Genomic DNA, 24,055 nt, shown 5'->3' on the forward strand with positions numbered 1-24,055 from the left:
AGGGCCCACACAGGGCTCACAGGGCTCACAGGGCTCACACAGGGCTCACAGGGCTCACAGGGCTCATCACACAGAGCCGGCCGAGGAGCCCGTCCAGGACCAACCGCCACGGACAGGACGCCACGGACGGGGCGGCACGGCCGGCAGACGCCGCACGGGCACGACCGACAGGTGCCCGTGCGGCCGCACCCTGGGCGCGTGATCAGGGAAGTATCCGGAACGGTCACCCGCTGTTCACCAAACGGTAACCTTAACTACGCCCGCTTGGGAGGTTTATGCGTCAGTCTTCCATAGAAGCCGATTTGTCCTACCGAGGTGTGAAGTGACTGAGTTCCTTGCCGCCGTTCTCTCCCGTGCGGCCCTCATGGTCCTGGAGGCGCTGCTCGTGCGTCTCATCCATGCGCTCGTGACGTCGTCCTTCCGCGTCACGCTGCCACACGCGGCCTGATCCGGCCTGACCGGCCCACCGATCCGGGCCGAAGCCCCGGCGCCCCCGGCGACCGGGGATCCGATCGACAGTTACCCCCGGCCACCCGCGGCGACTTCACGCGGGCGTTCCCCGAGGTTCTCACAGCGATCTCGCGGGGATGATCTCAGGAGATCCGGACGGATCTCAGGGGATGTCGCAGGGTCCCCACAGGAGAACCCCGCGCACGGGGGACGAGAGCGCCGGTGGCGTCGCCCCGGCTCAGCGTGATCGCCCTCGTCCCCGCACCGGTGACGGCCGCGACCCCTCCCCCCGGAGGGCCCGGCGCCCCGTCACCTCACGCACGATCGCGCGGGTCAGTCCTTGAAGGCGTCCTTGACCTTGCCGGCCGCGTCCTTCACCTTCTCGCCCGCCTGCTTGATGTGGCTCTTCGACTGGTCGGCCTGACCCTCGGCCTCGAGGCGCTCGTCGTCGGTGACCTTGCCGAGCCCCTCCTTGGCCTTGCCGGTGATCTCTTCCGACTTGTTACGGAACTTGTCCTCCGTACCCATGTGGTTACCCCTCTCGGTCGCAGAGCTGACGACCACCCCTCTTTCCGCTGGTGGAGGGGCTAAACGCGTCCTGGCCGACGCTCAGTCACCAAACCGGGAAAAGGGGACGAAACGGGCGTACGCTAGAAATAAGGACTACAGCACACGCCTTTGAAGGGTGGTGTGAGGCATGACACACGGTGCCGACATCGGGACGCATCCCGACATCATGCAGATGCGGGCCCGATACGAGGCCGCCGCGGCGAATCCCGCCGCGCAGCTGGCCGATGGTCTGACGCTCCTGAGCGGGCTGTATCTGGCGTTGTCACCCTGGATCGTCGGATTCAGCGGCACGCGGACTCCGCTCGCGGTGAACAACCTCGTCACCGGTCTCGCCGTGGCACTCCTGGCGATGGGTTACAGCTCGGCGTTCGGGCGCACCTACGGAATCTCCTGGGTCGCCCCGCTGCTCGGCATCTGGACCATCATCGCCCCCTGGGTCATCCGGGGAGGCATGGCGACCACCTCCACGATCATCAGCAACGTGGTCGTGGGCGCGCTCATCCTGCTGTTCGGCCTGGCCACCATGCGGTTCGGCATGATGGAGCGCGAGCGGCCCGGCGGCTTCCGCACGCCGGCGCACTGAGCCGGCACTCTCGGCCGGCACTCCGAGCCAACGGAGCGCGGGTGCGTGGTTGTCACAGGCGCCGGTTACTCTCGTCGGAGTCGGGCACACAGGTCGGACTCACACAGGCGAGAGGACGGTGCGCGCGTGACGACCACGGCTCCCGTCGCGGGTCCGGTGGACTTCGCGGCCTACGGTGACTACACGGTGAAGGCGGCCACCAGGCCGGACGGGTCGTTCGCGCGGCCGCTCTACCGGTTCCGCGACCGCGTCACGGCCGACGGCGACGGCGGCTTTCCCGCCGAGCCCGGCCGCTACCACCTTTACGTCTCGCTGGCCTGCCCGTGGGCGCACCGCTCGGTGATCGTGCGCGCGCTTCTCGGGCTGGAGGACGTCGTCTCGATGTCCGTCGTCGACCCCGTGCGCGACGGGCGCGGCTGGGCGTTCCGCGAGGGCCCGGGGCACGGGCCCGACGAGCTCAACGGGTTCACCCTGCTCCGGGAGGCGTACGAGGCGACCGAGCCCGGCTACGACGGCCACGTGTCGGTCCCGGTGCTGTGGGACCGCCGCACCGGGCGGATCGTCAGCAACAACTTCCCCGACATCAGCCTCGACCTGGGCCAGGCGTTCGGCCGGTGGGCCCGGCCGGATGTCGATCTCTACCCCGAGGACCTGCGGGCGGAGATCGACGCGCTCAACGAGCGCGTGTACGCCGACGTCAACAACGGCGTGTACAAGTGCGGCTTCGCCGAGAGTCAGGAGGCGTACGACTCGGCGGTCACGGCGCTCTTCGCGGCGCTCGGCGAACTCGACGAGCGGCTGGCCGGCCGCCGCTACCTGTTCGGCGACCGGATCACCGAGGCCGACGTGCGCCTGTGGGTCACGCTCGTCCGCTTCGACACCGTCTACGTGACCCACTTCAAGGCCAACATCCGCCGTCTGTCCGACCACCCCAACCTCTGGCGTTACGCCCGCGACCTCTACGCCGACCCCGCGTTCGGCGGCACGACGGACTTCGACCACATCAAGCGCCATTACTACGGCACCCATCCCAAGATCAATCCGCTGCGCATCGTGCCCGCGGGGCCGGTCATCGACTGGTCCCTGTAGGCCGCCGCCGTCCCGGCCGCAGCTCGGTTCCAGGGTGTGCCCGGCCGCCGCTTTGACGTATCGACCCGGTTTCCCGAATAATCGGGCGTAGTTCGAGGGGGAGTACCCGGCTTCCCGCAGCGTCGTCATCACGGCCGCCGACCTGAGGCGTCCCGGCGCGGGGGTCACCGTATCCGGTGGCACGGGGAGACCGTCGACCTGCCGATTCCGCCGTGCGCGGTTGTGGGGGTTGACGTATGTCCGTTCCTCTGTGGGCCTGGGCCGCCGTTCTGGCGGTCATCCTCGTCATGCTGGCCGTCGATCTCTATGCCCATCGCAGCGCCCATGTCGTGCGGTTCCGCGAGGCCCTGGCCTGGTCGGGCGTGTGGATCGTCCTCGGCCTCGGCTTCGGCGCCATCGTCTGGCTGACCTGGGGGCCCGAGGCCGGCGGCGAGTACCTGGCCGGTTACCTGATCGAGAAGTCGCTGGCCGTCGACAACGTGTTCGTGTTCGCGTTGCTGTTCTCCTTCTTCGCGGTCCCCCGCGAACTGGAGCATCGCGTGCTGTTCTTCGGCGTGCTGGGCGCGCTGGTCTTCCGCGCGCTGTTCATCGGCGCGGGCGCCGTGCTGCTCGGCCGCTTCCACTGGATCCTGTACGTCTTCGGCGCGTTCCTGCTCTACACGGGCGTGAAGATGGCCAGGCACGCCGCGATCGAGGTGCATCCCGAGCGCAACCCCGTGCTGCGCGCCATGCGGCGGGTGATGCCCGTCACCGACGCCTTCCAGGGGTCGCGGTTCCTCGTCCGGCAGGACGGCCGGTGGGCCGCCACGCCGCTGCTGGCCGTGCTGGTCGCCGTCGAGACCACCGACATCGTCTTCGCCGTCGACTCGATCCCCGCCATCTTCGCGGTCACCTCCGAGCCGTTCCTCGTCTTCACCTCCAACGCGTTCGCGATCCTCGGGCTGCGGGCGATGTACTTCCTGCTGGCCGGGGCGATGCACCGGTTCGGCTACCTCAGGTACGGCCTCGCCGCGATCCTCGTGTTCGTGGGGGCGAAGATGCTCCTGGCCGACCTCTACGCGATCCCCGTCTGGCTGTCCCTGGTGGTGATCTTCGCCTGCCTCGCGATCTCCGTGGGGGCGAGCCATTACCGGACGCGTAGGGGTTGATCGATCTTCCCCTGGCCCTCCGCCGATATGTACCCTCCTGTCCAGGGGAGCCGGCGGGCGGTGGGAGGACTCGGCAACGTGACGGGCTTGTACGCCATCAGCGATCTGCACGTCGCCCACGACGAGAACCGCGAGATCGTCGAGAACCTCCGTCCGGAGTCGGACGGCGACTGGCTCGTCGTGGCCGGCGACGTGGCGGAGACCCCGGCCGACATCGAGTGGGCGCTGGCCACGCTGGCGCGGCGGTTCGCGAGAGTCGTCTGGGCTCCCGGCAACCACGAACTGTGGACCACCGCGACCGACCCGGTTCAGCTGCGGGGCGTTGCCCGATACGAGCGCCTTGTCCAGATCTGCCGTGACCTCGGGGTGCTCACGCCCGAGGATCCGTACGCGGTGTGGGAGAGCGAGGACGGGCCGGTCACGGTGGCCCCGCTGTTCCTCCTCTACGACTACACCTTCCGTCCCGACGGCACCGCGACCAAGGAGACGGCCCTGGCCCGGGCCTACGAGGCCGGCGTCGTGTGCACCGACGAATACCTCCTGCACCCCGATCCGCACCCCACCCGCGACGCCTGGTGCGAGGCGCGGCTGGCCGAGACCGAGCGCCGCCTCGCCGGCGTCGGCGGCCCGGTCGTGCTGGTCAACCACTTCCCGCTGGTCCGGGAGCCGACCCGGATCCTGCGGTATCCCGAGTTCGCGCTGTGGTGCGGCACCGAGCGCACCGCCGACTGGCACGTGCGCTACCGGGCCGCCGCCGTGGTCTACGGCCACCTGCACATCCCCCGGACGACCTGGCACGACGGCGTACGCTTCGAGGAGGTCTCACTGGGCTATCCACGCGAGTGGCGCGGTCGCCCGGCGGGGCCGGCGCGCCCGCGTCTGGTGCTCGCCGGGGCGGCCCGGTGATCGCTGAGATCCTGCCGCCGTGGGTCGCGTCGGCGGAGGAGTTCGGCGACGTCCCGGAGGAGACCCTCTTCCCCGAGGAGAGGCCGCTCGTCGAGCGGGTCGCCGACCGGCGGCGTCGGGAGTTCGTCACCGGGCGCCACTGCGCGAGGCGCGCGCTCGCCGCGATCGGCGTGGCGCCCGTCGCGATCCCGCGCGGTGAGCGGGGCGCGCCGGTCTGGCCGGACGGCGTGGTCGGCAGCATCACGCACTGCTCGGGGTTCCGTGCGGCGGCGGTGGCTCCGGCGGAGGCGGCGCTGGCGGTCGGCATCGACGCCGAGCCGCACGAGCACCTCCCCGAGGGCGTCCTCCCCCGGGTCGCCGCCCCGGCGGAGATCGCCGCGCTCACGGCGCTGCGCGACGCGGACGACGCGGTGTGCTGGGACGCCATCCTGTTCAGTGCCAAGGAGTCGGTCTACAAGGTCTGGTTTCCGCTGACCCGCAGATGGCTCGACTTCGCCGAGGCGGTGGTGGACATCGACCCCTCGGGCGAATTCGGCGCCCGCCTTCTGGTCACCGACCCGGCCGTCGGCACGCCTGTGCTGCGGGGCCGGTGGACGGTGCGCGACGGCCACCTCGCCACCTCGATCGCCCTCCCCCGGGCCTGACGCGCCCCTCACGACGGCCCTGACGACGCCTGCGGGCCGTCAGCCGCGTGGCCGGTGACGAGCGGCCGCGCGGGCGTGCGCGGCGGTCAGAAGGGCGGGCACCCGGGGCGCGGTGGCCTCGCCGGGGTTGAGCACGCAGACCCAGGACTGGGCCGCGTACACCGGATGCGGCAGGATCCGGTCGAGCGCGCGGTAGTCCACCGTCTCGTGCCGTCCGGCGTGCGCGGCCGGAGGATAGCCGAGCAGTTCCTCGAAGCCGGCGCGGCCGACGGCGATGTTCAGCCGGAACACCCCGGGCCGGTCGAGGCCGGAGGCGGTGTCGAACCCCTCGTAGTCCTTGACCACGATCGTGGCGAAGGGCATCTGCCGGGCGGACGGGTCGTCGTCGGGATCGTAGAAGAAGAAGGTGTCCCCCCACGCCGCCCGGGGGGCCCCGGTGCCCTCGGCGGCGGTGAAGGCGACGACGCCCGGCAGGCCGGTCACGAAGCCGGCGATGTCGTTCTCGGTCACGAAGGATCCCTTGTCTCGGCCGGTGATTCCTCCTTGAATCGTCTCATTGAACCGCCCTGTGAGACTTTCCCGGATGGGTCCTCCGATTCCGGTGTGAAACCTTAAACTCGCACTTCAGGACCGGCGGGGCGGGCGCACCACCGCGACGGGGCAGTGCGCGTGGTGCAGGACGGCACGGCTGACCGAGCCGAGCACCGCCGAGCCGACCGCGCCGTGGCCCCGGGAGCCGACGACGAGCAGGTCGGCCTTCTCCCCGGCCTCCACCAGGGCGGGCACCGGGTGCGCGCAGACGGCCCGCATCTCGGCGTCCAGCTCGGGGTAGCGCTCCCGGTGGGCCGTCAGCATCTCCGCCACGTAGTCCTCCTGGGCTCTGCGCACCTCGTCGACGTCGTAGGTGATCTCGGGCGCGAACGTGTGCACCGGAAGCTGCCACGCGTAGAGGACGAGCAGGCGGCAGCCGCGCAGCCGCGCCTGCTCCGACGCGTAGGTCAGCGCGGCCTCCGCCTCGGCCGAGCCGTCGACGCCGGCGACGACCAGTCCGTGCGGCACCCGCAGCCCCTGGCGTACGACCACGACGGGGACGTCGACCTGACCGGCGAGGTGCATGCTGACCGAGCCGAGCAGCATTCCGGCGAAACCGCCGTGGCCCCGGTTGCCGACGACGATCTCCGCCGCCCCGGCGGCCTCCCGCCGCAGCATCCTCGACGGGTCCCCCTCGACGAGGTCGGGGACGACGCGGACGACGGGATGGATCTCGCGTACGGACTGCGCGGCCTCCTCCAGGATCCGCCGCCCGGCCCGGTCGAGCTGGTCCTCGATGGGGATGGGATAGCGGGCGATCTCGTACGGCAGGCGGTCCACCGCGTGGACGATCCGCAGCGGCAGGCCCCTGCGCGCGGCGTCTCCCGCGGCCCACTCCACCGCGGCGGCCGCGGCGCGCGAGCCGTCGGTGCCCACGACGACGACGGGTTCGGACATGGCTCCTCCTTCGTGCCTGTCCTCATCCCACCGTCCGCACGCCGCCCCGGGCAGGGCCGCTGGTCCCTGTCTCCCGGGACCTTCCGCCCTGCGGAAGGTCCCGGTGGGAGATCAGGAACCGGAGATCAGGGACAGGTGATGGCGGTCGGCCCCGGCGAGGAGGATCCGGACGCCTGGAAGCCGAAGCTCGCCGACGCGCCGGGCGCGAGGGTCTTGCCCCAGGAGGGAGCGCGCGCCGTCCAGCGGGACCCGCTGGCGGTCACGGTCGCGCTCCAGCCGCTGACGAGGCCCACTCCGGCCGGCATGGTCCAGCCGACCGTCCAGTCCGCCCAGGTCGTCGTGCCGGTGTTCTTGACCGTGACGTTCGCGGTGAAGCCCCCCTGCCACGAACTGGCCACCTGGTAGCTCACCTGGCACGTCCCGGGGTTCGCGGACGGGCTCGCCGACGGGGAGGCGGACGGTGACACCGAGGGAGACGCCGAGGGGGAAACGGAGGGTGAGACCGACGGGGAGGCGGACGGAGACGCCGAGGGGGACGCGCTGGGCGAGGTCGTGGTCGTGGTGTAGCTCGCCTCGGTGTAGTCGGCGGCGCACTGCGTGCCGCACGACGAGGGCAGGCCGAAGCTGTAGACGCGGCCGCCGTTCAGCGGCTGGTCGGCCGCGTCGCGCACGCGGATCTGGAACCGCGTCGCGCCCTTGCTGGTCCCGCTGATGAGGTACGACTGGCCCATGTCGGAGTTCATCTGGGCCGGCTGCCAGGCGCCGTCGGCGTAGTACTCCACCCCGTGGATGCCGTTGGGCAGGTGGGAGACCGCGATCGCGGTCCAGTACGCCTGGGAGCCCTTGAGGAACCCGATGCGGATGTCGCCCGAGTAGTTCGGCGCCGGGATGAACGACCAGGTGACGTGGCGGTTGTTCCAGTGGTTCGGGTACATGTCCCCGACCGGCGCGCCGTTCTTCACGAACCTGTTGAGCGAGGGCTTCGACAGGTCGAGGTGGTAGCGGTCGTCGCGGCACCAGCCGTTGGAGTCGCCGCAGCTGTCGGCGACGATCATGGTCAGCGTGGCGCCGTTGTAGGCGTCGGAGACCCACGAGCCGTTCCGGCAGAACTGCGAGTTCTGCCCGCCGTCGTTGACGCCGGTGCAGAAGTCCGAGATCTGCACCTGGACGAAGCGGCCGCAGTTCAGCCCGTTGTTCCACAACCCGGTCTTGGACGCGTTGGCGCCGGTCAGCGGCCGGGGGTAGAAGTTGTAGTCGCCGGGGGTGTCGTACACGTTGAGGGCGACGAAGTCCTGCGAGTCGAGCTGGGACTGCGGCATCCCGCAGCCGCCGTACGGCGAGCCGAGGGCGTCAAAGTAGGTGGCGTTGCCGGTCACCGGCGCGGGCGGGTCGCCGACGGCTCCCGCCGGGGACGCGGCGGGCCAGGCGGTCAGCAGCACCGCGGCGACGGCGGCGGTCCAGATGCGGCGCCGGAGGCGCCGGATGCGACCTCGGACGGAGAATGCGCGGCCGGTCATCGGACTCCCTGCGCTCACGGTCGGGGCTCGGAACGCCGTGATCCTGGCGGCGGGCCGGTGCCGGGTCAAGGGCCCGCCACGACGGCCGCGGCGACCACCCCGGTGAGCTGCGTGCGAAGTCCGCACCGTTTGGTGACTGCCTGTAACTTTCATCACCCTCCTGAGCCGATGACGTGCGTAAGCCGACTTTCGGGGCAGAAGAGACGAAATGATTCGTGACGGGCGGGGAGCGGCCACATGACGGACTTCGCAGAGGACATGGCGGTCGGCGTCGAGGAGGAGTTCCACATCGTGGACCTCGCGACCCGGCAACTCGTTCCCCGAGCCGGCCTGCTGCTCCAGCAGTTGCGATCCGACCATTTCACCCAGGAACTGCAGCGGTCGGTCCTGGAGACCGGGACGACACCGCGGACCCGGCTGGAGGACCTCGCCGGGGAGCTGACCGGGCTGCGCGCCGACGCGGTCGCGGCGGCGGAGGGGCTCGGCCTCGGCATCGCGGCGGCCGGGACCGTCCCGCTGCTGGACCCGGAGGCGATGAAGATCTCCCCCGACCCGCGCTACGAGCAGATGCTGGACGACTACCAGGTGCTCGCCCGCGAGCAGCTCATCTGCGGCACGCAGGTGCACGCCGAGGTGCGCGACCGGGACCTCGCCGTGGCCGTCATCCACCGGCTCGGCCCGTGGCTGCCTCCCCTGCTGGCCCTGAGCTGCAGCTCGCCATACTGGATGGGCGCCGACACCGGCTACGCGAGCTTCCGGTCGATGGTGTGGCAGCGCTGGCCCACGGCCGGCCCGGCGGAGCGGTTCGAGTCGGCCGACGAGTACGACGCGATGGTGAGGGAGCTGGTCAGGTCGGGGGTCATCAGCGATCCCGGGATGCTCTACTTCGACGTCCGGCCCTCGGCGCACGTACCGACCGTGGAGTTGCGGCTGTGCGACTCCTGCCCCCGGATCGACGACATCGTGCTGATCGCCGGGCTGTTCCGCGCGCTGGTCACCCGGGAGCTCCACGCCCTCACCACCGGTGCGCCCACTCCCCTGGACCCCGGCACCGTACGCCCGGAGCTGGTCCGGGCCGCCTCGTGGCGGGCGGCGCGGTCCGGCCTGGACGGCGAGCTGGTCGACCCCGTCGAGGGCGTGCCGAAGCCCGCCCGCACCGTGGTGAGCCGGTTGCTGGAGGGCCTGCGGCCGCAGCTCGAGGCGTACGGCGACTGGGCGCTGGTCAGCTCGCTCGCCACCGAGGCGCTGGACCGCGGCGGCTCCGCCGCGCGGCAGCGCGAGGCGTTCCGGCGGGCCGGCCGCCTGACCGACGTGGTGGACCTCGTCCTGGCCGAGACCAGGTCCCGAACCGGGCCCCGAACCAGACCCGCGAGCCCGTGCGCCGCGGCGGCCGGGAGGTAGGAGCGTGTGCGGACTGAGCGGTGAGATCCGCTTCGACGGGCGGCCGGCGGACATCGGCGTGGTGGGCAGGATGACCGACGCCATGCACGAGCGCGGCCCGGACGGCTCGGGGCTGTGGGAGTGGGGGCCGGTCGCCCTCGGCCACCGGCGCCTGAAGATCATCGACCTTTCGGACAAGGCCGCGCAGCCGATGGCCGACCCCGCCCTCGGGCTGACGGCGGTCTTCAACGGCTGCCTGTACAACTACCGTGAGCTGCGTGAGGAGCTGCGGGGCGAGGGCTACCGCTTCTTCTCCACCTCCGACACGGAGGTGCTGGTCAAGGCGTTCCACCGGTGGGGCGCCGACTGCGTGCGCCGGTTCGCCGGGATGTTCGCCTTCGCCGTGTTCGAGCAGGAGACCGGGCGGCTGACGCTCGCCCGCGACCGCCTGGGCATCAAGCCGTTGTACGTGTCGGGGAACGGCGACCGGCTGCGCTTCGCCTCGACCCTGCCCGCGCTGCTGGCCGGGGGCGAGGTCGACACGGACATCGACCCGGTCGCGCTGCACCACTACATGACCTTCCACTCGCTGGTGCCGGGCGAGCGCACGATCCTCGCGGGCGTGCGGAAGCTGCCCCCGGCCACCGTCCGCACGGTCGAGGCGGACGGCTCCTCCCGCGACACCGTCTACTGGGACCCGCCGTTCACCCGGCTGCCGGAGCACGAGGCGATGGACGCCGCCGACTGGCGCGACGCCGTGCACGACCGGTTGCGGGCGGCCGTACGGCGGCGGATGGTCGCGGACGTGCCCGTCGGCGTGCTGCTGTCGGGCGGCCTCGACTCCAGCGTCATCGTCGCGATGCTCGCCGAGGAGGGCCAGCGGAACCTGTCGACGTTCAGCATCGGGTTCCACGCGGCCGGGGGCGACTCGGGGGACGAGTTCCGCTACTCCGACCTGGTCGCCGATCACTTCGGCACCTACCACCACCGCATCCTCATCGAGGACTCCCGGCTGCTGTCGGGCCTGCCGGACGCGGTGCGGGCGATGAGCGAGCCGATGGTCAGCCACGACTGCGTCGCCTTCCACCTGCTGTCGCAGGAGGTGGCCAGGCACGTCAGGGTCGTGCAGTCCGGGCAGGGCGCCGACGAGGTGTTCGCCGGATACCGCTGGTTCCCGCCGCTCGCCGCCGTGCCCCGCGAAAAGGCGTTCGCGACGTACGCCAGGGAGTTCTTCGACCACCCGCACGAGGACCTGGCGGGGATCGTGGCTCCCGAGCACCTCGTCGACGAGGACGTGAGCGGGGAGGTCATCCGCCGCCACCTCGGCCGTCCGGGCGCGGAGACCGCGCTGGACGCGGTGCTGCGCCTGGAGACGCGGCTGATGCTGCCCGACGACCCGGTCAAGCGGGTGGACAACATGACCATGGCCCACGGGCTGGAGGGGCGCACCCCGTTCCTCGACCACGAACTGGTCGAGCTGGCCGCGGCGTGCCCGCCGGAGCTGAAGCTCGTCGGGGGCGGCAAGGGGATACTCAAGGAGGCCTCCCGCGCGCTTCTGCCGCGCGAGGTGGTCGACCGGCCCAAGGGCTACTTCCCGGTGCCCGCCATCCGGCACATCGACGGGCCGTTCCTCGACCTGGTGCGCGACGCGCTCACCGCGCCCGCCGCCCGGGATCGGGGCCTGTTCGACAAGGCGTACGTCGAGGGGCTGCTGGAGAACAGGGAGACCAGCCGCACCACGACGGGAGTCAACATGCTGTGGCAGCTCGGGCTTCTGGAGATGTGGTTGCAGGCGCAGGGAGTGTGATGGCGGCGGAAGCCCTCGGCGTACGGACTCCGCCCCTCGGGGAGTCCGTCGGGAAGCCCGCCGCGAAGGCCGCCGCGAAATCCGCCGGGGACGCGGCGCTCGGCGCCTGGAGCTGCCGGGCGCCGGCGCTCGCCCCCGACCGCGGCGCGGTCGCGTACGTCAGCGACCGGGACGGCGTGCCGCGGGTCTGGGTCAGGCCGCTGCGGCGGGGCGGGCGGGCGCGCCCGGTCGCCACGGGACCGGAACCGGTCGCGGAGGTGAGCTGGTCGCCGTCCGGAGAACGGCTGGCCGTCCTGCTCACGCCGGGCGGCGGCGAGCACACGCAGGTCTGGACCGTCCGGCCGGACGGCGGCGACCTGCGCCCGCTGGCCGCGCCGGAGGGCGGGTCGGCGTGGTTCGTCCACTGGACCGGCCGCGGCGACCTGCTGCTGGCCGCCGAGGTCGCGGCGTCCGGAACGGCCGAGGCGCTGCTGGTCGACGCGGCGACCGGAGGCCGGGAGACGGTGGCCCGCGGGCCCCTGCTGCATCCGGAGGCGGTCAGCCGCGACCACGCCCGGGTGCTGCTGCGGCGGGGGCCGCGCGGGGTCCGGCGGATGTACGTCAGGGAGCTGTCGCCGGAGGCCACCGGTCCGGGAGGCGAGCGGCCGCTGCTGGCGGACCTGCCCGGCTCCACCGGCTACGGCGTCCTGTCCCCCGGCGGCGAGACGGCCTACCTGCTGTCGGACGCGGGGCGGGACCGCGCCGCGCTGCTGGCCGTCGCCGGTGACGGCCGCCCGGTCGTGCTCGCCGAACGCCCGGACGCCGAACTGGACATGTTCGCGCTGACGGCCGACGGCCGGCGCGTGGTGCTGGTGTGGAACGCCGCCGGCCGCTCCGAACTGGAGGTGCTGGACGCGCCCGGGGCGCCGGAGCCGCTGGAGACGCCGGAGCGGGCCGGCGGGGCCGGGAGCCCGGCGCGGCGTCCCCTCCCCCCTCCCCCGGGCGAGGTGGTCACCTCGATCAGGGTCTCCCTGGACGACCGGGCCGCCGTGCTCACGGTGGAGGGACCGGCCCAGCCGCCGCACGTCGTGCTGTGCGACCTGGAGACGGGCCGCTACCGGCGGGTCGCCGGGGCGGGCCGGATCGCCGGGGCGGTGGACGCCGAGCTCGTACGGCTCCCGGCCCGCGACGGGCTGGAGCTCAGCGGCTGGCTCTACCGGCCGCCCGCGGCCGTGGGCCCGGCGCCGTACGCCGTGTTCCTGCACGGCGGGCCGGAGGACCAGGAGCGGCCCACGTTCAACCCGCTGTACCAGAGCCTGCTGGCCGCCGGGATCGGCGTGCTCGCCCCGAACGTGCGCGGGTCGGCCGGCTTCGGCCGGGCCTTCCGCGAGGCGGACGACCACGCGCTGCGCTTCCGCGCGATCGACGACGTGGCCGACTGCGCCGCCTTCCTGGTGCGGGCCGGTCTCGCCGACGCCGCCCGGCTGGCCTGCCTGGGCTGGTCGTACGGCGGCTACCTCACGCTGGCCGCGCTCGTCACGTATCCGGGCCTGTTCCGCGCCGGGGTGGACGTCTGCGGAATGGCCGACTTCGCCACCTTCTACGAGCGCACGGAGCCGTGGATCGCGGCGGCGGCGGTGAGCGAGTACGGCCATCCGGAGGCCGACCGCGACCTGCTGCACGCCCTGTCGCCCCTGCACGCCTTCGACCGGCTGGCCGCTCCCCTGCTGGTGGTGCACGGCGCGCGCGACACCAACGTCCCGGTGTACGAGGCCGAGCAGGTCGTCCGCGCGGCCAGAGCCGCGGGAGTGCCCTGCGAGGTCCTGCTGTTCGAGGACGAAGGGCACGAGATCCGGCGGCGGGCCAACCGGGTCACGTTCGTCAGGCGGGTGACGGACTGGCTCGACCGGCACCTGACCGGCGTGTTCCCCGGCTGAGCGGAGTCTGCCGGGGACGGGCGCGGCCCGGCACGTCAGCGCGACTCGCGCAGCCTGGCCAGGTCGCTCTCCATCTTCGCGATGACCCGCTGGTAGCCCTCCCAGCCGCACAGCCGGAGCAGCTCCGACTTCATGCGCAGCGTCTCCTCCTGCACCGCCTCCGGGCCCTGCCGCCGGATCGCGTCGAGCGCGCTGCGCGCCCGGCTCTCCTCGTCGCTGGCGTCGGCGAGACCTTCGCGTCTCATATCAGGAGCAGGCATGGGACCTTTCCTCCGGGTCTGGACGAACGGTGCCTACACCTGACGCGCCTTGACGCCGGGAGGTTGACGGCCGGGAGAAATATTGGCCGGCGCGTTATCGGAGCGGCCGGACCTCGCCGCCGGGGACGTCGACCGCGATCTCGCCGCCCAGCCGCCGGCCGTCGTCGAGGACCAGGTTGTCGCCGCTCCAGAACCTGCCGGGGTCGTACCAGTTGGGCCGGCGGCCACCCGGCAGCAGGCCCATCTCCTCGTACGTCACGGCGACGACCTCCGCGCAGTAGGCCGTCTCCAGCGTCCTGTCCCGCGCCGTGCGTCCCTCCGCGTCGCGTTTCCCCCGGCGGAGCCCGGGGAGGGAGACGGGGCGGAGCGCGGGCAGGCGCCCGCGCAGCCAGCGCCCCGCCAGGCGGGCGGTGGACGGGAACGGCGTGCCGTCCAGCCGGGCGATCGTCCGCAGGACCGCGTCCTCCATCTCCCTGCCCACCGGCGGCTCCAGCTGGCGCAGCCAGGCGCGCTGGCCGTACCTCGCCGCCCAGACGCACACCGCGTCACGCATGTCGTGCAGCTGCACGCCGCGCTGGTGGGTGCCCGACCACATGTCGGGCAGCGACCGGCCGAGCTCCGCGTGCCACATCAGCGGCGGCAGGTCCTCGATGACCACCGCCATGCCCACGTGGTTCACCGGGCTGTTGGTCGTGACCTGGATGGCCCGGTCGGGCGCGCTGCGCCCCCGGAACACCCACACGTCACCGGTACGGACCAGTTCGAGCGCCTTGTCGAGGCTTATCCGCGTACGAGCCACGGCAGTAGCCTAGGCACATGCGGTGGTGGAAGATACTCGGCCTGGCGGCGTTCGCGGGCGTCGCGGCGACCGGCGTGGTGATCGCCCGTGCGGAGCGCCGTCGGCGCGCCTACACGCCGGAGGAGATCCGGACGCGGCTGCGCGCCCGGCACGCCGAGGCGGTCGCCGCTCAGCCGCTCCGGTAGGCGTCGGCGCCGAGCTTGACCGCGACCGCGAGACCGCAGATCGCGGCGGCGAGGCGCAGCGAGTCGCCGGGCAGGCGGCGGGCGATGGCGGGGCCCAGCCAGCCGCCGAGGAGGAACCCCGCGGCGAGCGGCCCCACCGCGGCCCAGTCGACCGGGCCGAACAGAGCGAACCAGACGGCCGCGACGGCGTTGGCGAGCGCGCCCACGAGGTTCTTCACCGCGTTCACCCCCGCCGGGGACCGGTCGAGCGCCGCCGCGAGCACCGCGAACATGATGATCCCTCCGGCGGCGCCGAAGTAGCCCGTGTAGACCGCGACGCAGAACACGGCGACACGCAGCGCCAGGCCGCTCTCCCCGCCGAGGCTCACCTGTCCCGCGCGGGGCGGGCGCAGCAGCAACAGCAGCGAGGCGCCGCCGACCAGCCATGGAGCGACCATCTCGAACATCCGCGCGGGCGTGACCAGCAGCAGGCCCGCGCCGGCCGCGCCGCCCAGGGCGGCGAAGAGCCCGAGACGGCCGACGACCGAGCGCTGGCCCGCCAGTTCCGGCCGCGAACCGGCCGCCGCGCCCACGCCGGTGAACAGCAACGCGACCGTGTTGGTGACGTTCGCGGCCAGGGGCGGCAGCCCGAAGGCCAGCAGGGCGGGATACGACACGATCGAGGCCAGGCTCACCACCGTGCTGACCACTCCGGCCACCAGACCCACGGCGGCCAGCCCCAGCACGTCGACAAACACAGACGAACCCAACCATATGGGCCATAGTCGCCCGTCACCGCCCTCCCGCTCTCACACACGTCATGACGGCACCGGGGGACGGCGCGGTGTGACGCCGGCCGCTTCACGCCGGTCTCCACCCGGGCGGCCCGGTTCCGCGGCGGCGCCCGCGGCCCGGTCTTCAGAGCGCGGGGAAGCGGAGCACCCAGCGGCGCTGCCAGGGCGTCTCGACGGCGCGCCGGTGATAGTTGGCCCGGGTCCAGGCCACGGCCTCGTGCGCGGGCAGGCCCGACAGGATCGCCAGGCACGCGATGACGGTGCCCGTGCGCCCGACGCCTCCGCCGCAGGCCACCTCCACCGCCTGGCCGGCGCGGGCGTGCCCGTGCAGCGCCCGGATGAGGCCGGCCGCGCTCTCCCCGTCGCGGGGCAGCAGGAAGTCGGGCCAGTCGATCCACTCGTGCGCCCAGGTGAGGCCGGAGTCGTGCCGGCGCCTCAGCCGGGCGCCGCCCAGATAGAGGCCGCGCTCGGGCGGGACGCCCTCGGGAGCGGGGTACCGCAGACCGCGTCCGCGGATCGGGGTGCCGTCGGGCAGCTTGATCGCGCCGGGGAGGAAGGTCTCGGACATGATCCCATCCTGCCCCGCCGACGGGACCGGAGAGCGCCGGCCGGGTTCGACCGCGTGGCCGTTTGCCCCTCTTGATCCTGTCAAGACGAATTTTTTACCTTTTTCCGCTTTATGGGCGTCCGTTCCAATATCGAGGGTAGCTCGCGGCTCAGGGACGAATTCGACCCAAGGAGGCTTTCGTGAGCGACTTCCATCCCGAGACGCGAACATACGCGGGGGGAAGCGGGCAGCCGCAGGGCACGCTCCGGCAGGAGGAGGCGGCCCGGGAGACGGCATTGCGGGGGACGACCCAGCAGGGCGTGACGCAGGGCACCGGTCAGCAGGGTACGACGCAGCAGGTCCGCGAGACGGCTCAGCAGACGGCGCAGCAGGCCAAGGAGGCCGCCGGCGAGGTCGCCGCGACCGCCAAGGACCAGGTGCGCACGGTCGCCCAGGAGGCCAAGGACCAGACGCGGCACGTGGTCCACCAGCTTCGCAGGCGTACCGACGAGCAGGCGTGGCAGCAGAGCAGGCGCGCGGCCGGCGCGATCCGGCAGTGGACCGAGCAGCTGGAGTCCGCCGCCGACGGCGTCACGCCCGACTCCCCCGTGCGCGACGTGGTCAGGCAGGTGACCGACCGGGGCCGCCGCACGGCCGACTACCTGGAGACCGAAGGCCTGACCGGCGCGGTGCGCGACGTGCAGGACTTCGCGCGGCGCCGTCCCGGCCTGTTCCTGGCGGGCGCCCTGGTGGCGGGGTTCCTCGCCGGACGCGCGGTGAAGGCCGTCGCCACGGCCGAGGACCCGGCGGAAACGGACGACGCGCGGCGGTTCGGCTCCGGCACCGCATACGGCTCCGCCCCTGACTACGGGCGCGGCACCGCATACGCTCCCGGGTCCCCCTCCCCGGTCCGGTACGGCGACGGCGCCGGAAACGGCCTGACCGGGGAATCAATCAGCACGGGCACCGGTGGCCCGGGAACCGGCCGTCCGGGCACCGGTGTCGCCTCCCCGTCGTACGGAACCGGCAGTGGCAACGGCACTGGATACGAGACCGGCGCCCGGTATCCGGCCGGCGAGTTCCGTGACGACCGCACCGACGGCCGCACGGACGGGTACACGAACGGGCGCGGCGACGGGTACGCGGACGGCGACGGGAACGGCCGCGGGCACAGCGGTGGGTTCCCCGGCGGTCTCCCCGGAGGTGAACCGCGATGAGCTACCCCAGCCCACCGGCCGAGCCCTCACTGGGCAAGCTGGTCGGCGAGATCGGCGAGGACCTGTCCAAGCTGTTCCGCCAGGAGGTGGAACTCGCCAAGGCCGAGATCCGCCAGGAGGCGGGCAAGGCCGGCAAGGCCGCCGGAATGCTCGGCGGCGCCGGCTTCGCCGGATACATGGTGGCGCTCCTCGTCACGCTGGCCGTCGTGTTCGGCCTCGGCAACGTCATGGACCTGGCCTGGGCCGCGCTCATCGTCGCGGCCGTGTGGGCCGTGATCGGCGGGGTGCTGTTCGCGCGGGGCAAGGAGCGCATGCGCGAGGTGAACCCCACGCCCGAGCAGACCATCGAGACCCTGAAGGAGGACGTGCGATGGGCGCGAGCCCAGAGGAGATAAGGGCCGAGATCGATGCCACTCGGGCGGAACTCGCCGCCGACGTGGACCGGCTCGCCGACAGGACGAGCCCGTCGCGCATCGTGCGGCGTCGTACGGACAGTCTGCGCCAGACGGCGCGATCGGTGAGGGAGAAGGTGATGGGGGTGCCGGCACACGCCACCCACACGGTTCGCGACCAGGCCGGCGACACCGTGGGAACGGTCCGCGACAAGGCCGCGGAGGCGGGCGAGACGGTGCGGCACGCGGCGGCCGAGGCCGGCGAGACCGTACGGCACGGCGCCCAGCAGGCCGCGGAGACCGTGCGGAGCGCGCCGCGCCAGGCGCTGCGCGGCACGCAGGGCAACCCCCTCGCGGCCGGGCTGATCGCCTTCGGGGCGGGCCTGCTGGCCGCGAGCCTGCTGCCGAAGACCGCCGCCGAGGAGCGGGCGGCCCTGCAGGTCAAGGATCGGGCGGGTGAGCTGGCCGAGCCGGTCAAGCAGGCCGTCCAGGAGACCGCGCAGCTTGTCGGCGAGGACGCCAAGGAGGCCGTCCAGCAGGTGCGCGACACGGCGGCCGAGGCGACCAGGACGACCCGCGACGAGGCCCGCGACCAGGCCAGGCAGGTCACCGAGGACACCCGCGACCAGGCCAGGCAGATGACCGGGCAGTCGCGTTCGCAGTGACCGTCGCAGTGACCGTCGCAGTGACCGTCGCGGGGGCCGGGCCCGGTGGACGGGCCCGGCCCTCGGGCGTGTCACCACCGGGCCCGCGACCACCGGGCCCGCGATCACCGACAGGGTGATGCCGGGGGCCGGCTCCGGTGGACGGGGCCGGCCCTCGGGCGTGTCACCGCCCACGCGGCCGCCGGGCCGGCGATCACGGAACTCACGGCCGCAGGCTTGCGATCACCGGGGTTACGATCGACGGGAAGACGATCTCAGGGGGCGGCGATGGCGCCGAGGGACGCGGAGGGCGGAGCGTGAAGGCCGCCCGGCTGCACAAGGTGGGCGACATCCGGCTGAGCGACGAGCCGCCGCCCGTCCCGGGCCCGGGCGAGAGCCTGGTGCGGGTCACCGCGGTCGGCCTGTGCGGCTCCGACCTGCACTGGTACGCCGAGGGCGGCATCGGCGACGCGGTGCTGGACACGCCGCTCGTGGTGGGACACGAGATCGCGGGGGTGATCGAGGGCGGTCCCCGGGACGGCACGCGGGTCGCGGTGGACCCGGCGATCCCGTGCGGCCGCTGCGCGGTCTGCGCCACGGGCTACGGCAATCTCTGCCCGGACGTCCGCTTCGCCGGGCACGGGACGCTCGACGGCGGCCTGCGGGAGCGGATCGCCTGGCCCGACGACCTGCTGCACCCGCTGCCCGCCGCGCTCTCCGACGGCGACGGTGCCATGCTCGAACCGCTGGGCGTCGCGATCCACGCCGTGGACCTCGGGCACGTCCCGCTGGGCGCGCCCGTCGCCGTCGTCGGCTGCGGGCCGATCGGCCTGCTCGTGATCCGGCTCGCCCGGCTCGCCGGAGCCTGCGCCGTCGTCGCCGTCGACCCGCTGCCGCACCGCCGCGCCGCCGCCCTGAGGTACGGAGCCGGCCTGGCGCTGTCGCCCGAGGAGGCGGCGGAGCCCGGCGTGTGGCGGGAGGTCGACGGCTCGGCGGGCCTCGGCGTCCGGGTGGCGTTCGAGGTGGCGGGCGACGACGACGCCGTACGCCTCGCCATGACCGCGGTCCGGCCCGGCGGGCGGGTGGTGCTGGCCGGGATCCCCGACGAGGACCGCACCTGCTTCCCCGCGTCGCTCGCCCGGCGCAAGGGCCTGACGATCGCCCTCGTCCGGCGGATGAACCTCACCTATCCCCGGGCGATCCGGCTGGCCGCGGACCGGCTGGTCGACGTGTCGGCGCTGATCACCGAGCGTTTCCCGCTCACGGCCACGGCGGAGGCGTTCACCGCCGCCGTCTCGCGGCGCGGGCTCAAGGTCCTGGTCGAGCCCGGCCGCCGCTGAGCCACCGCTGAGCCGCGGCCGGTCCCGGCGCGGGATCGGCACAGGATCGGCAACGGATCGGCCCGGGATCGGCGCGGGATCGGCGCGGGATCGGCGCGGGATCGGCGCGGGATCGGCGCGGCAGGACCGGAACGGGCAGGATTGGACCGCCGGCCGCCGGGCAGGGCCATGACGTGGCTGTCACCGACGATTCCGGCGAGCCGGTCCCGGCGTACCGGCGGCTCGCGGCGATGCTGCGCGAGGAGATCGTGCACGGCCGGATCGAGCCGGACCGTCCCCTGCCCTCGGAGGAGCGCCTGGTGCGCGAGCACGGGTTCAGCCCCGGCGACGTCCGCCGTGCCGTCGGCGTGCTGAGCGGCGAGGGCCTCGTGTACACGATCGAGGGGCAGGGGGCCTACGTCTCCACCCGGGCCGAGGAGACCGGCGGCGGCTAGTCCCGGCCGGTCCGGCCGAGTAGGGAGGCGACCCGTCTGCGGGCGTCCTCGCCCACCGGCACCTGGAGCACCAGCACGAGATCGGGGTGTCCCATCGGGCGCATCTTGAACATCTCCAGGTCGAGCCGCCCTATCTCGGGATGGTCGATCCCTACCGTCGCCGGCCGGAAGCGGCGCACGGGGTAGTCGGCCCACCATTCGCGGAACTCCCGGCTTACCTCACTGAGCTCCTCAACCAGCGCCGCGAGCCGCGGGTCGCCGGGCCTGCGTCCCATCGCGGCGCGGAACTGGCTGATCACGGCGCGGGCCGCGGGCTCCCAGTCGACCATGCGGGCGCGGTTCGCGGCGTCGGTGAACATCATCCACAGCAGGTTCCGCCGGCACGGCGGGAACGTCAGCGGATCAAGACGGAGCAGGGTGTAGGAGGTGTTCCAGGCCACATAGTCGAAGCACGCGTCGTAGAGGGAGGCGGCGTTCGGCGCGGCGGCGTCGACCAGGCGCCGGAGCCGGGCCGCTGCCGCCGCCTGCTCCCCGCCGGGAGGCGGCGTGTCGGGCGGGGCGAGGCCCGCGAGGTCCCGCAGGTGGTGGTGCTCGTCGGGGTCGAGCCGCAGCGCGCGGGCCAGCGCGTCGATGACCTGCGCCGACGCCGAGATGTCCCGCCCCTGCTCCAGGTAGGTGTACCAGGTGACGCCGACGCCCGAGAGCTCGGCGACCTCCTCGCGCCGCAGTCCGGGGGTGCGGCGCAGGGCCGGATCGCCTTCCGGCAGACCGACGTCGGCGGGCCGCAGGCGGGCCCGCTGGGCACGCAGGAACGCGCCGAGCTCGGCCCTGCGGTCCGAGTCCCTCACGCGGCGGCCGGGCGCGAGACTGGCAGCACGAGTGCCAGGACCGCCGGACGCCGCCTCGTTATCGTGACGGCCATGATCCTTCACAGGGCGAGTCTCCCAGGGAGGCGGGTGTCATGAGTGATCGCGTACTGGTGATCGGCGCCACCGGGCGGCAGGGCGGCGCCACCGCCCGCGAACTGCTCGCCCGCGGGCGGACCGTGCGCGCCCTGGTGCGCGACCCGGGCTCCCCCGCCGCGGCGTCCCTGGAGCAGGCGGGGGCCGAGCTCGCGGTGGGCGACCTGGACGACGAGGCGTCGCTGCGCCGCGCCATGCGGGACGCCGAAGGGGTCTTCCTGGCGCTGACCATGATGCAGGGACCGAGGATCACCGTCGAGGGCGCCGCCGCCGAGGAACGGCGGGGGTTGACGGTGGTCCGGCTGGCCGCCGAGGCCGGCCTCGGGCACCTGGTGTACAGCTCGCTCCCCGGCACCGACGCCGACTCCGGCATCCCCCACTTCGAGAGCAAGGCACGGATCGAGCGGGAGATCCACGCGCTCGGGCTCCCGGCGACGATCCTGCGCCCGGTCTCCTTCATGGAGAACTTCCTCACCTACAGTCGTCCCTCCGTGGAGGACGGCACCCTGGTCCTGCGGCTTCCCGCGCGGCCCGGAACGCCGATGCAGCTGATCTCCGTCAGGGACATCGGGGTCTTCACCGCCCTCGCCTTCGAGCGTCCCGGCGGGTACGTCGGCCGGACCGTCGACATCGGCGCGGACGAGCTGACCCCGCCGGAGATCGCCGCCGCGTTCGGCCGGGTGAGCGGCCTGCCGGCCCACTTCGAGCAGACGCCGATCGAGCAGGTGCGCGCGTTCGACGAGCACCTGGCCCGGATGTTCGAGTTCTTCGACGAGCACCCGGCCGGCGGTGTCGACCTGAAGGCCCTGCGGGCCGAGCATCCCGGTCTGACGACGTTCGAGACCTGGCTGCGCACCACCGGCTGGAAGCCGTGAGGCGCGGGACGTCACCGGCGGCCGGGATGCCACGCCCGTACGGCTATTCCGCGGGCGGCCGGGGCTCGCGCCACATGGGATACATGACCGGGCCTCCGGGCAGCCGGATCAGTTCCGGCATGTCCACGTAGCCGTGGCGGAGGTAGAGCCGCCGGCTCGCCTCGCTGCTCGCCTCCAGGTAGGCGGGCGCCCCCTCGGCGTCGAGCCGGCGATGGTGCTCCTCCAGCAGCATGGTGCCGAGGCCGCGGCCGGTCCTCCCCCGCTCCAGGGCGATGAAGTTCAGGTAGTGGTGCGGCTCGCGCGGGTGGTGCTTCTCCAGCAGCTCGCCCAGGATGTGGTAGCGCCCCGCGTTCTCCCCGGTGAAGGCGTCGATCTCCGCCCGCTCGCCGGGGATCTCCGGGAACGGCGCGGTGAACCAGACGGCCACCCCGGCCAGTTCGCCCGCCTCGTGGATGCCGTAGACGTCGCCGTGCTCCATCGCGTGCGCGGCGTACATGGTGAAGAACCTCCGCTGGAGGGGCAGGCGGTCCTCCTGTCGCGGGACGAGCCACGCGGTGATCGCGTCGACGTGGAAGGTCTCCGCGATCAGGTGGCCGGTCGCCTCCGCGTCCGTCATCCGGCTGATCACCGGACCCGCCGCGTCCGCCGCGCTCACCGGGGGCCTCCCGCCGCGGCCTGGGCGCCGAGGCCGATGCCGGCGTACACCTCGGGCCGGGTCGCCCTGATCACCCGGGCCCAGACGACGCCGAACACCACCGCGACGACGTAGATGGAGGGCAGGATCCACCGGATCGGCGAGTCGGGCGCGACCCCGAGGACCGTGTCGAAGTTGACCAGCGTCAGCGCGATGATCACGAGCAGCGCCACGATCGACAGGGCCGGGGCGAAACGGGTCCGCCAGGCCGTCTCTCCCCGGAGGTCGCGGGAGAAGTACACGATCACCGAGATCGAGGTGACAGTGAGCAGGGTCAGCAGCCCGAGGCCGCCGAAGGCGCCGAAGGTGAAGAACAGCTTCGTCACGGGGTCGAGTCCCGAGACGGCGTAGATCGCGATCACGATCAGGCCGAGCGCGGTCTGCAGCACCGACCCGGAGATCGGCGCGGCGGTGCGGGCCGAGGTGCGGCCGAACACCGAGGGCAGCACGTTCTCCCGGCCGAGGGCGAAGATGTAACGGGCCGTGGTGTTGTGGAAGGCGATCATGCAGGCGATGCTGCTGGTCACGAACAGCACCGAGCCGACCGTCGCGACGGTGCCGCCCAGGTGCTCCGCCGCCTGGCCGAAGACGAGCGTGGGACCCTGCTCGGTCGCCGCCTTGACGATCCCGTCCGGGCCGGTCGGCACCGTCTGGGCCCAGGCGGAGATGGAGTAGAGGATGGCGATGACCGCGATGCCCAGGTAGGTGGCGACGGGCACGGTGCGGAGGCGGTCCTTGGACTCCTCGGCGAAGACGACCGACGACTCGATGCCGGCGAAGCCCGCGACGACGGTGGCGAGGGCGGCGCCCACGCCGGGCACGAACAGCGCCGCGGGGCTGTAGCCCTCGAAGCTGACGCCGTTCCGCGCGCCGCCGAACAGGTCGCCCAGGTCGAACAGCAGGACGACGGCGATCTCGCTGACCAGCAGGACGGACAGGATCCGGCCGTTGATGTCGACCCGCAGCAGGCCGAGCAGACCGGTCAGCGCCCAGGCCCCCAGCGCGATGACCCACCACGGGGGCGAACCGCCGAACCAGTCCAGGAGCAGCGGCTCCGCCGCCGACCCGATGATGCCGTACAGGCCGAGTTGCAGCGCGTTGTAGGCGAGCAGCGCCACCCACGCCGTCACCACGCCCTGCGTCCGGCCGAGACCCTGCGCGGCGTAGGCGTAGAAGGCGCCGGCGTTCACCACGTGCCTGGCCATGGTCACGTAGCCGACGGCGAAGAGCGAGAAGACCCCGCCCAGCAGCAGGAACGCGAGCGGCACGCCGATCACGCCCGTCACCGCGTACGCCGTGGGCACCGAACCCGCGACGACCATGAGGGGCGCCGCCGCGGAGATGACGAAGAACACGATGGACGGCACACCGAGCCGGTCCTGGGCCAGTGCGGCGGAGACGGCGCTCGGCCGTTGCTCTGTCAGGGACACCTGGA

The 24,055-nt window shown here is 73.0% G+C and carries 27 protein-coding genes; 16 read left to right on the plus strand and 11 right to left on the minus strand.

Translation table 11 applies throughout. The features are described from left to right. Positions 1 to 322: 322 nt before the first annotated feature. On the plus strand, positions 323 to 448 hold the full coding sequence (locus tag HHX33_RS35595; RefSeq protein WP_259402148.1) for a hypothetical protein: 126 nt from the start codon (positions 323 to 325) through the stop codon (positions 446 to 448). Between the two features lie 335 nt (positions 449 to 783). On the opposite strand, the gene HHX33_RS04850 is transcribed toward HHX33_RS35595, so the two are convergent. Next, complete coding sequence (locus tag HHX33_RS04850) at positions 784 to 978, minus strand: CsbD family protein (RefSeq protein ID WP_111701274.1); 195 nt, start codon at positions 976 to 978, stop codon at positions 784 to 786. Between the two features lie 169 nt (positions 979 to 1,147). Between HHX33_RS04850 and HHX33_RS04855 the strand changes: the two genes are divergently transcribed. The 5 genes from HHX33_RS04855 (at position 1,148) to HHX33_RS04875 (ending at position 5,390) form a co-directional block, all read left to right on the plus strand. Continuing rightward, positions 1,148 to 1,603 (plus strand): SPW repeat protein, encoded by a 456-nt coding sequence (locus HHX33_RS04855; protein ID WP_111701275.1) that lies wholly within the window; start codon positions 1,148 to 1,150, stop codon positions 1,601 to 1,603. 126 nt (positions 1,604 to 1,729) lie between these two features. Then, positions 1,730 to 2,692, plus strand: coding sequence for a glutathione S-transferase family protein (locus HHX33_RS04860; protein ID WP_182873516.1), 963 nt, complete (start codon positions 1,730 to 1,732; stop codon positions 2,690 to 2,692). Between the two features lie 236 nt (positions 2,693 to 2,928). Next, positions 2,929 to 3,840, plus strand: a complete 912-nt coding sequence (locus HHX33_RS04865) for a TerC family protein (RefSeq protein WP_111701277.1) — start codon at positions 2,929 to 2,931, stop codon at positions 3,838 to 3,840. 78 nt (positions 3,841 to 3,918) lie between these two features. Further along, positions 3,919 to 4,746, plus strand: a complete 828-nt coding sequence (locus HHX33_RS04870) for a metallophosphoesterase (protein ID WP_310741217.1) — start codon at positions 3,919 to 3,921, stop codon at positions 4,744 to 4,746. Then, entirely contained in the window at positions 4,743 to 5,390 is a 648-nt protein-coding gene (locus HHX33_RS04875; protein ID WP_182873518.1) for a 4'-phosphopantetheinyl transferase family protein, read from the plus strand. Before HHX33_RS04870 ends, HHX33_RS04875 begins: the two co-directional genes overlap by 4 nt. A 39-nt stretch (positions 5,391 to 5,429) precedes the next feature. On the opposite strand, the gene HHX33_RS04880 is transcribed toward HHX33_RS04875, so the two are convergent. The 3 genes from HHX33_RS04880 to HHX33_RS04890 all read right to left on the minus strand — a co-directional run bounded on the left by HHX33_RS04880 (position 5,430) and on the right by HHX33_RS04890 (position 8,395). Then, positions 5,430 to 5,900: a DUF6194 family protein gene (locus HHX33_RS04880; RefSeq protein ID WP_182873519.1), complete on the minus strand. Its 471-nt coding sequence runs from the start codon at positions 5,898 to 5,900 to the stop codon at positions 5,430 to 5,432. 114 nt (positions 5,901 to 6,014) lie between these two features. Continuing rightward, positions 6,015 to 6,878: a universal stress protein gene (locus HHX33_RS04885; protein ID WP_182873520.1), complete on the minus strand. Its 864-nt coding sequence runs from the start codon at positions 6,876 to 6,878 to the stop codon at positions 6,015 to 6,017. Positions 6,879 to 7,003: 125 nt separating this feature from the next. After that, entirely contained in the window at positions 7,004 to 8,395 is a 1,392-nt protein-coding gene (locus tag HHX33_RS04890; protein WP_182873521.1) for a cellulose binding domain-containing protein, read from the minus strand. A 237-nt stretch (positions 8,396 to 8,632) separates the two neighbouring features. Here HHX33_RS04890 and HHX33_RS04895 point away from each other — a divergent pair, with 237 nt between their 5' ends. From HHX33_RS04895 to HHX33_RS04905, 3 genes are read left to right on the plus strand one after another with little or no spacing between them, the layout of a single operon-like run. After that, a complete protein-coding gene (locus tag HHX33_RS04895) occupies positions 8,633 to 9,796 on the plus strand; it encodes a carboxylate-amine ligase (RefSeq protein ID WP_182873522.1) in 1,164 nt (387 codons plus the stop codon). 4 nt (positions 9,797 to 9,800) lie between these two features. Continuing rightward, positions 9,801 to 11,582 carry an N-acetylglutaminylglutamine amidotransferase gene (locus HHX33_RS04900; RefSeq protein ID WP_182873523.1) on the plus strand — a complete coding sequence of 594 codons (1,782 nt, stop codon included), beginning with the start codon at positions 9,801 to 9,803 and terminating at the stop codon, positions 11,580 to 11,582. Then, a complete protein-coding gene (locus HHX33_RS04905) occupies positions 11,582 to 13,498 on the plus strand; it encodes a prolyl oligopeptidase family serine peptidase (RefSeq protein WP_182873524.1) in 1,917 nt (638 codons plus the stop codon). Before HHX33_RS04900 ends, HHX33_RS04905 begins: the two co-directional genes overlap by 1 nt. A 35-nt stretch (positions 13,499 to 13,533) precedes the next feature. Here HHX33_RS04905 and HHX33_RS04910 read toward each other — a convergent pair whose 3' ends face one another. Together HHX33_RS04910 and HHX33_RS04915 are read right to left on the minus strand one after the other, a co-directional pair. Beyond that, entirely contained in the window at positions 13,534 to 13,743 is a 210-nt protein-coding gene (locus tag HHX33_RS04910; RefSeq protein WP_111701285.1) for a hypothetical protein, read from the minus strand. Positions 13,744 to 13,852: 109 nt separating this feature from the next. Then, entirely contained in the window at positions 13,853 to 14,557 is a 705-nt protein-coding gene (locus HHX33_RS04915; RefSeq protein ID WP_138460818.1) for a hypothetical protein, read from the minus strand. A 17-nt stretch (positions 14,558 to 14,574) separates the two neighbouring features. On the opposite strand from HHX33_RS04915, the gene HHX33_RS04920 reads away from it, so the two are divergent. Continuing rightward, positions 14,575 to 14,742 carry a hypothetical protein gene (locus tag HHX33_RS04920; RefSeq protein WP_165900726.1) on the plus strand — a complete coding sequence of 56 codons (168 nt, stop codon included), beginning with the start codon at positions 14,575 to 14,577 and terminating at the stop codon, positions 14,740 to 14,742. On the opposite strand, the gene HHX33_RS04925 is transcribed toward HHX33_RS04920, so the two are convergent. Beyond that, positions 14,727 to 15,479 carry a sulfite exporter TauE/SafE family protein gene (locus HHX33_RS04925; RefSeq protein WP_310741218.1) on the minus strand — a complete coding sequence of 251 codons (753 nt, stop codon included), beginning with the start codon at positions 15,477 to 15,479 and terminating at the stop codon, positions 14,727 to 14,729. The two genes, HHX33_RS04920 and HHX33_RS04925, sit on opposite strands and share 16 nt — an antisense overlap. Positions 15,480 to 15,639: 160 nt before the next feature. Further along, positions 15,640 to 16,083, minus strand: coding sequence for a protein-tyrosine phosphatase family protein (locus HHX33_RS04930; RefSeq protein WP_182873525.1), 444 nt, complete (start codon positions 16,081 to 16,083; stop codon positions 15,640 to 15,642). Between the two features lie 179 nt (positions 16,084 to 16,262). On the opposite strand from HHX33_RS04930, the gene HHX33_RS04935 reads away from it, so the two are divergent. The 5 genes from HHX33_RS04935 to HHX33_RS04955 all read left to right on the plus strand — a co-directional run bounded on the left by HHX33_RS04935 (position 16,263) and on the right by HHX33_RS04955 (position 20,089). Continuing rightward, positions 16,263 to 17,279 carry a hypothetical protein gene (locus tag HHX33_RS04935; protein WP_182873526.1) on the plus strand — a complete coding sequence of 339 codons (1,017 nt, stop codon included), beginning with the start codon at positions 16,263 to 16,265 and terminating at the stop codon, positions 17,277 to 17,279. Further along, positions 17,276 to 17,674, plus strand: coding sequence for a phage holin family protein (locus tag HHX33_RS04940; RefSeq protein ID WP_182873527.1), 399 nt, complete (start codon positions 17,276 to 17,278; stop codon positions 17,672 to 17,674). Before HHX33_RS04935 ends, HHX33_RS04940 begins: the two co-directional genes overlap by 4 nt. Continuing rightward, positions 17,650 to 18,336: a DUF3618 domain-containing protein gene (locus HHX33_RS04945; protein WP_111701290.1), complete on the plus strand. Its 687-nt coding sequence runs from the start codon at positions 17,650 to 17,652 to the stop codon at positions 18,334 to 18,336. The genes HHX33_RS04940 and HHX33_RS04945 overlap by 25 nt, the downstream gene beginning before the upstream one ends. A 296-nt stretch (positions 18,337 to 18,632) precedes the next feature. After that, a complete protein-coding gene (locus tag HHX33_RS04950; protein ID WP_182873528.1) occupies positions 18,633 to 19,655 on the plus strand; it encodes an alcohol dehydrogenase catalytic domain-containing protein in 1,023 nt (340 codons plus the stop codon). A 173-nt stretch (positions 19,656 to 19,828) separates the two neighbouring features. Then, positions 19,829 to 20,089 (plus strand): winged helix-turn-helix domain-containing protein, encoded by a 261-nt coding sequence (locus HHX33_RS04955; RefSeq protein ID WP_182873529.1) that lies wholly within the window; start codon positions 19,829 to 19,831, stop codon positions 20,087 to 20,089. Here HHX33_RS04955 and HHX33_RS04960 read toward each other — a convergent pair. After that, positions 20,086 to 20,937 carry a helix-turn-helix transcriptional regulator gene (locus tag HHX33_RS04960; RefSeq protein WP_182873530.1) on the minus strand — a complete coding sequence of 284 codons (852 nt, stop codon included), beginning with the start codon at positions 20,935 to 20,937 and terminating at the stop codon, positions 20,086 to 20,088. The two genes, HHX33_RS04955 and HHX33_RS04960, sit on opposite strands and share 4 nt — an antisense overlap. 113 nt (positions 20,938 to 21,050) lie before the next feature. Here HHX33_RS04960 and HHX33_RS04965 point away from each other — a divergent pair, with 113 nt between their 5' ends. Then, positions 21,051 to 21,926 (plus strand): NmrA/HSCARG family protein, encoded by an 876-nt coding sequence (locus tag HHX33_RS04965; RefSeq protein WP_182873531.1) that lies wholly within the window; start codon positions 21,051 to 21,053, stop codon positions 21,924 to 21,926. Between the two features lie 43 nt (positions 21,927 to 21,969). On the opposite strand, the gene HHX33_RS04970 is transcribed toward HHX33_RS04965, so the two are convergent. Together HHX33_RS04970 and HHX33_RS04975 are read right to left on the minus strand one after the other, a co-directional pair. After that, complete coding sequence (locus HHX33_RS04970) at positions 21,970 to 22,581, minus strand: GNAT family N-acetyltransferase (RefSeq protein ID WP_182873532.1); 612 nt, start codon at positions 22,579 to 22,581, stop codon at positions 21,970 to 21,972. Further along, the gene (locus HHX33_RS04975) at positions 22,578 to 24,050 is read right to left on the minus strand and encodes an APC family permease (RefSeq protein ID WP_111701296.1); all 1,473 of its coding nucleotides are present in this window, start codon (positions 24,048 to 24,050) and stop codon (positions 22,578 to 22,580) included. The genes HHX33_RS04970 and HHX33_RS04975 overlap by 4 nt, the downstream gene beginning before the upstream one ends. Positions 24,051 to 24,055 lie beyond the last annotated feature (5 nt).

Origin of the sequence: Microbispora sp. H10670 (assembly GCF_014161385.1) — a bacterium.
GTDB classification, from domain to species: domain Bacteria; phylum Actinomycetota; class Actinomycetes; order Streptosporangiales; family Streptosporangiaceae; genus Microbispora; species Microbispora triticiradicis.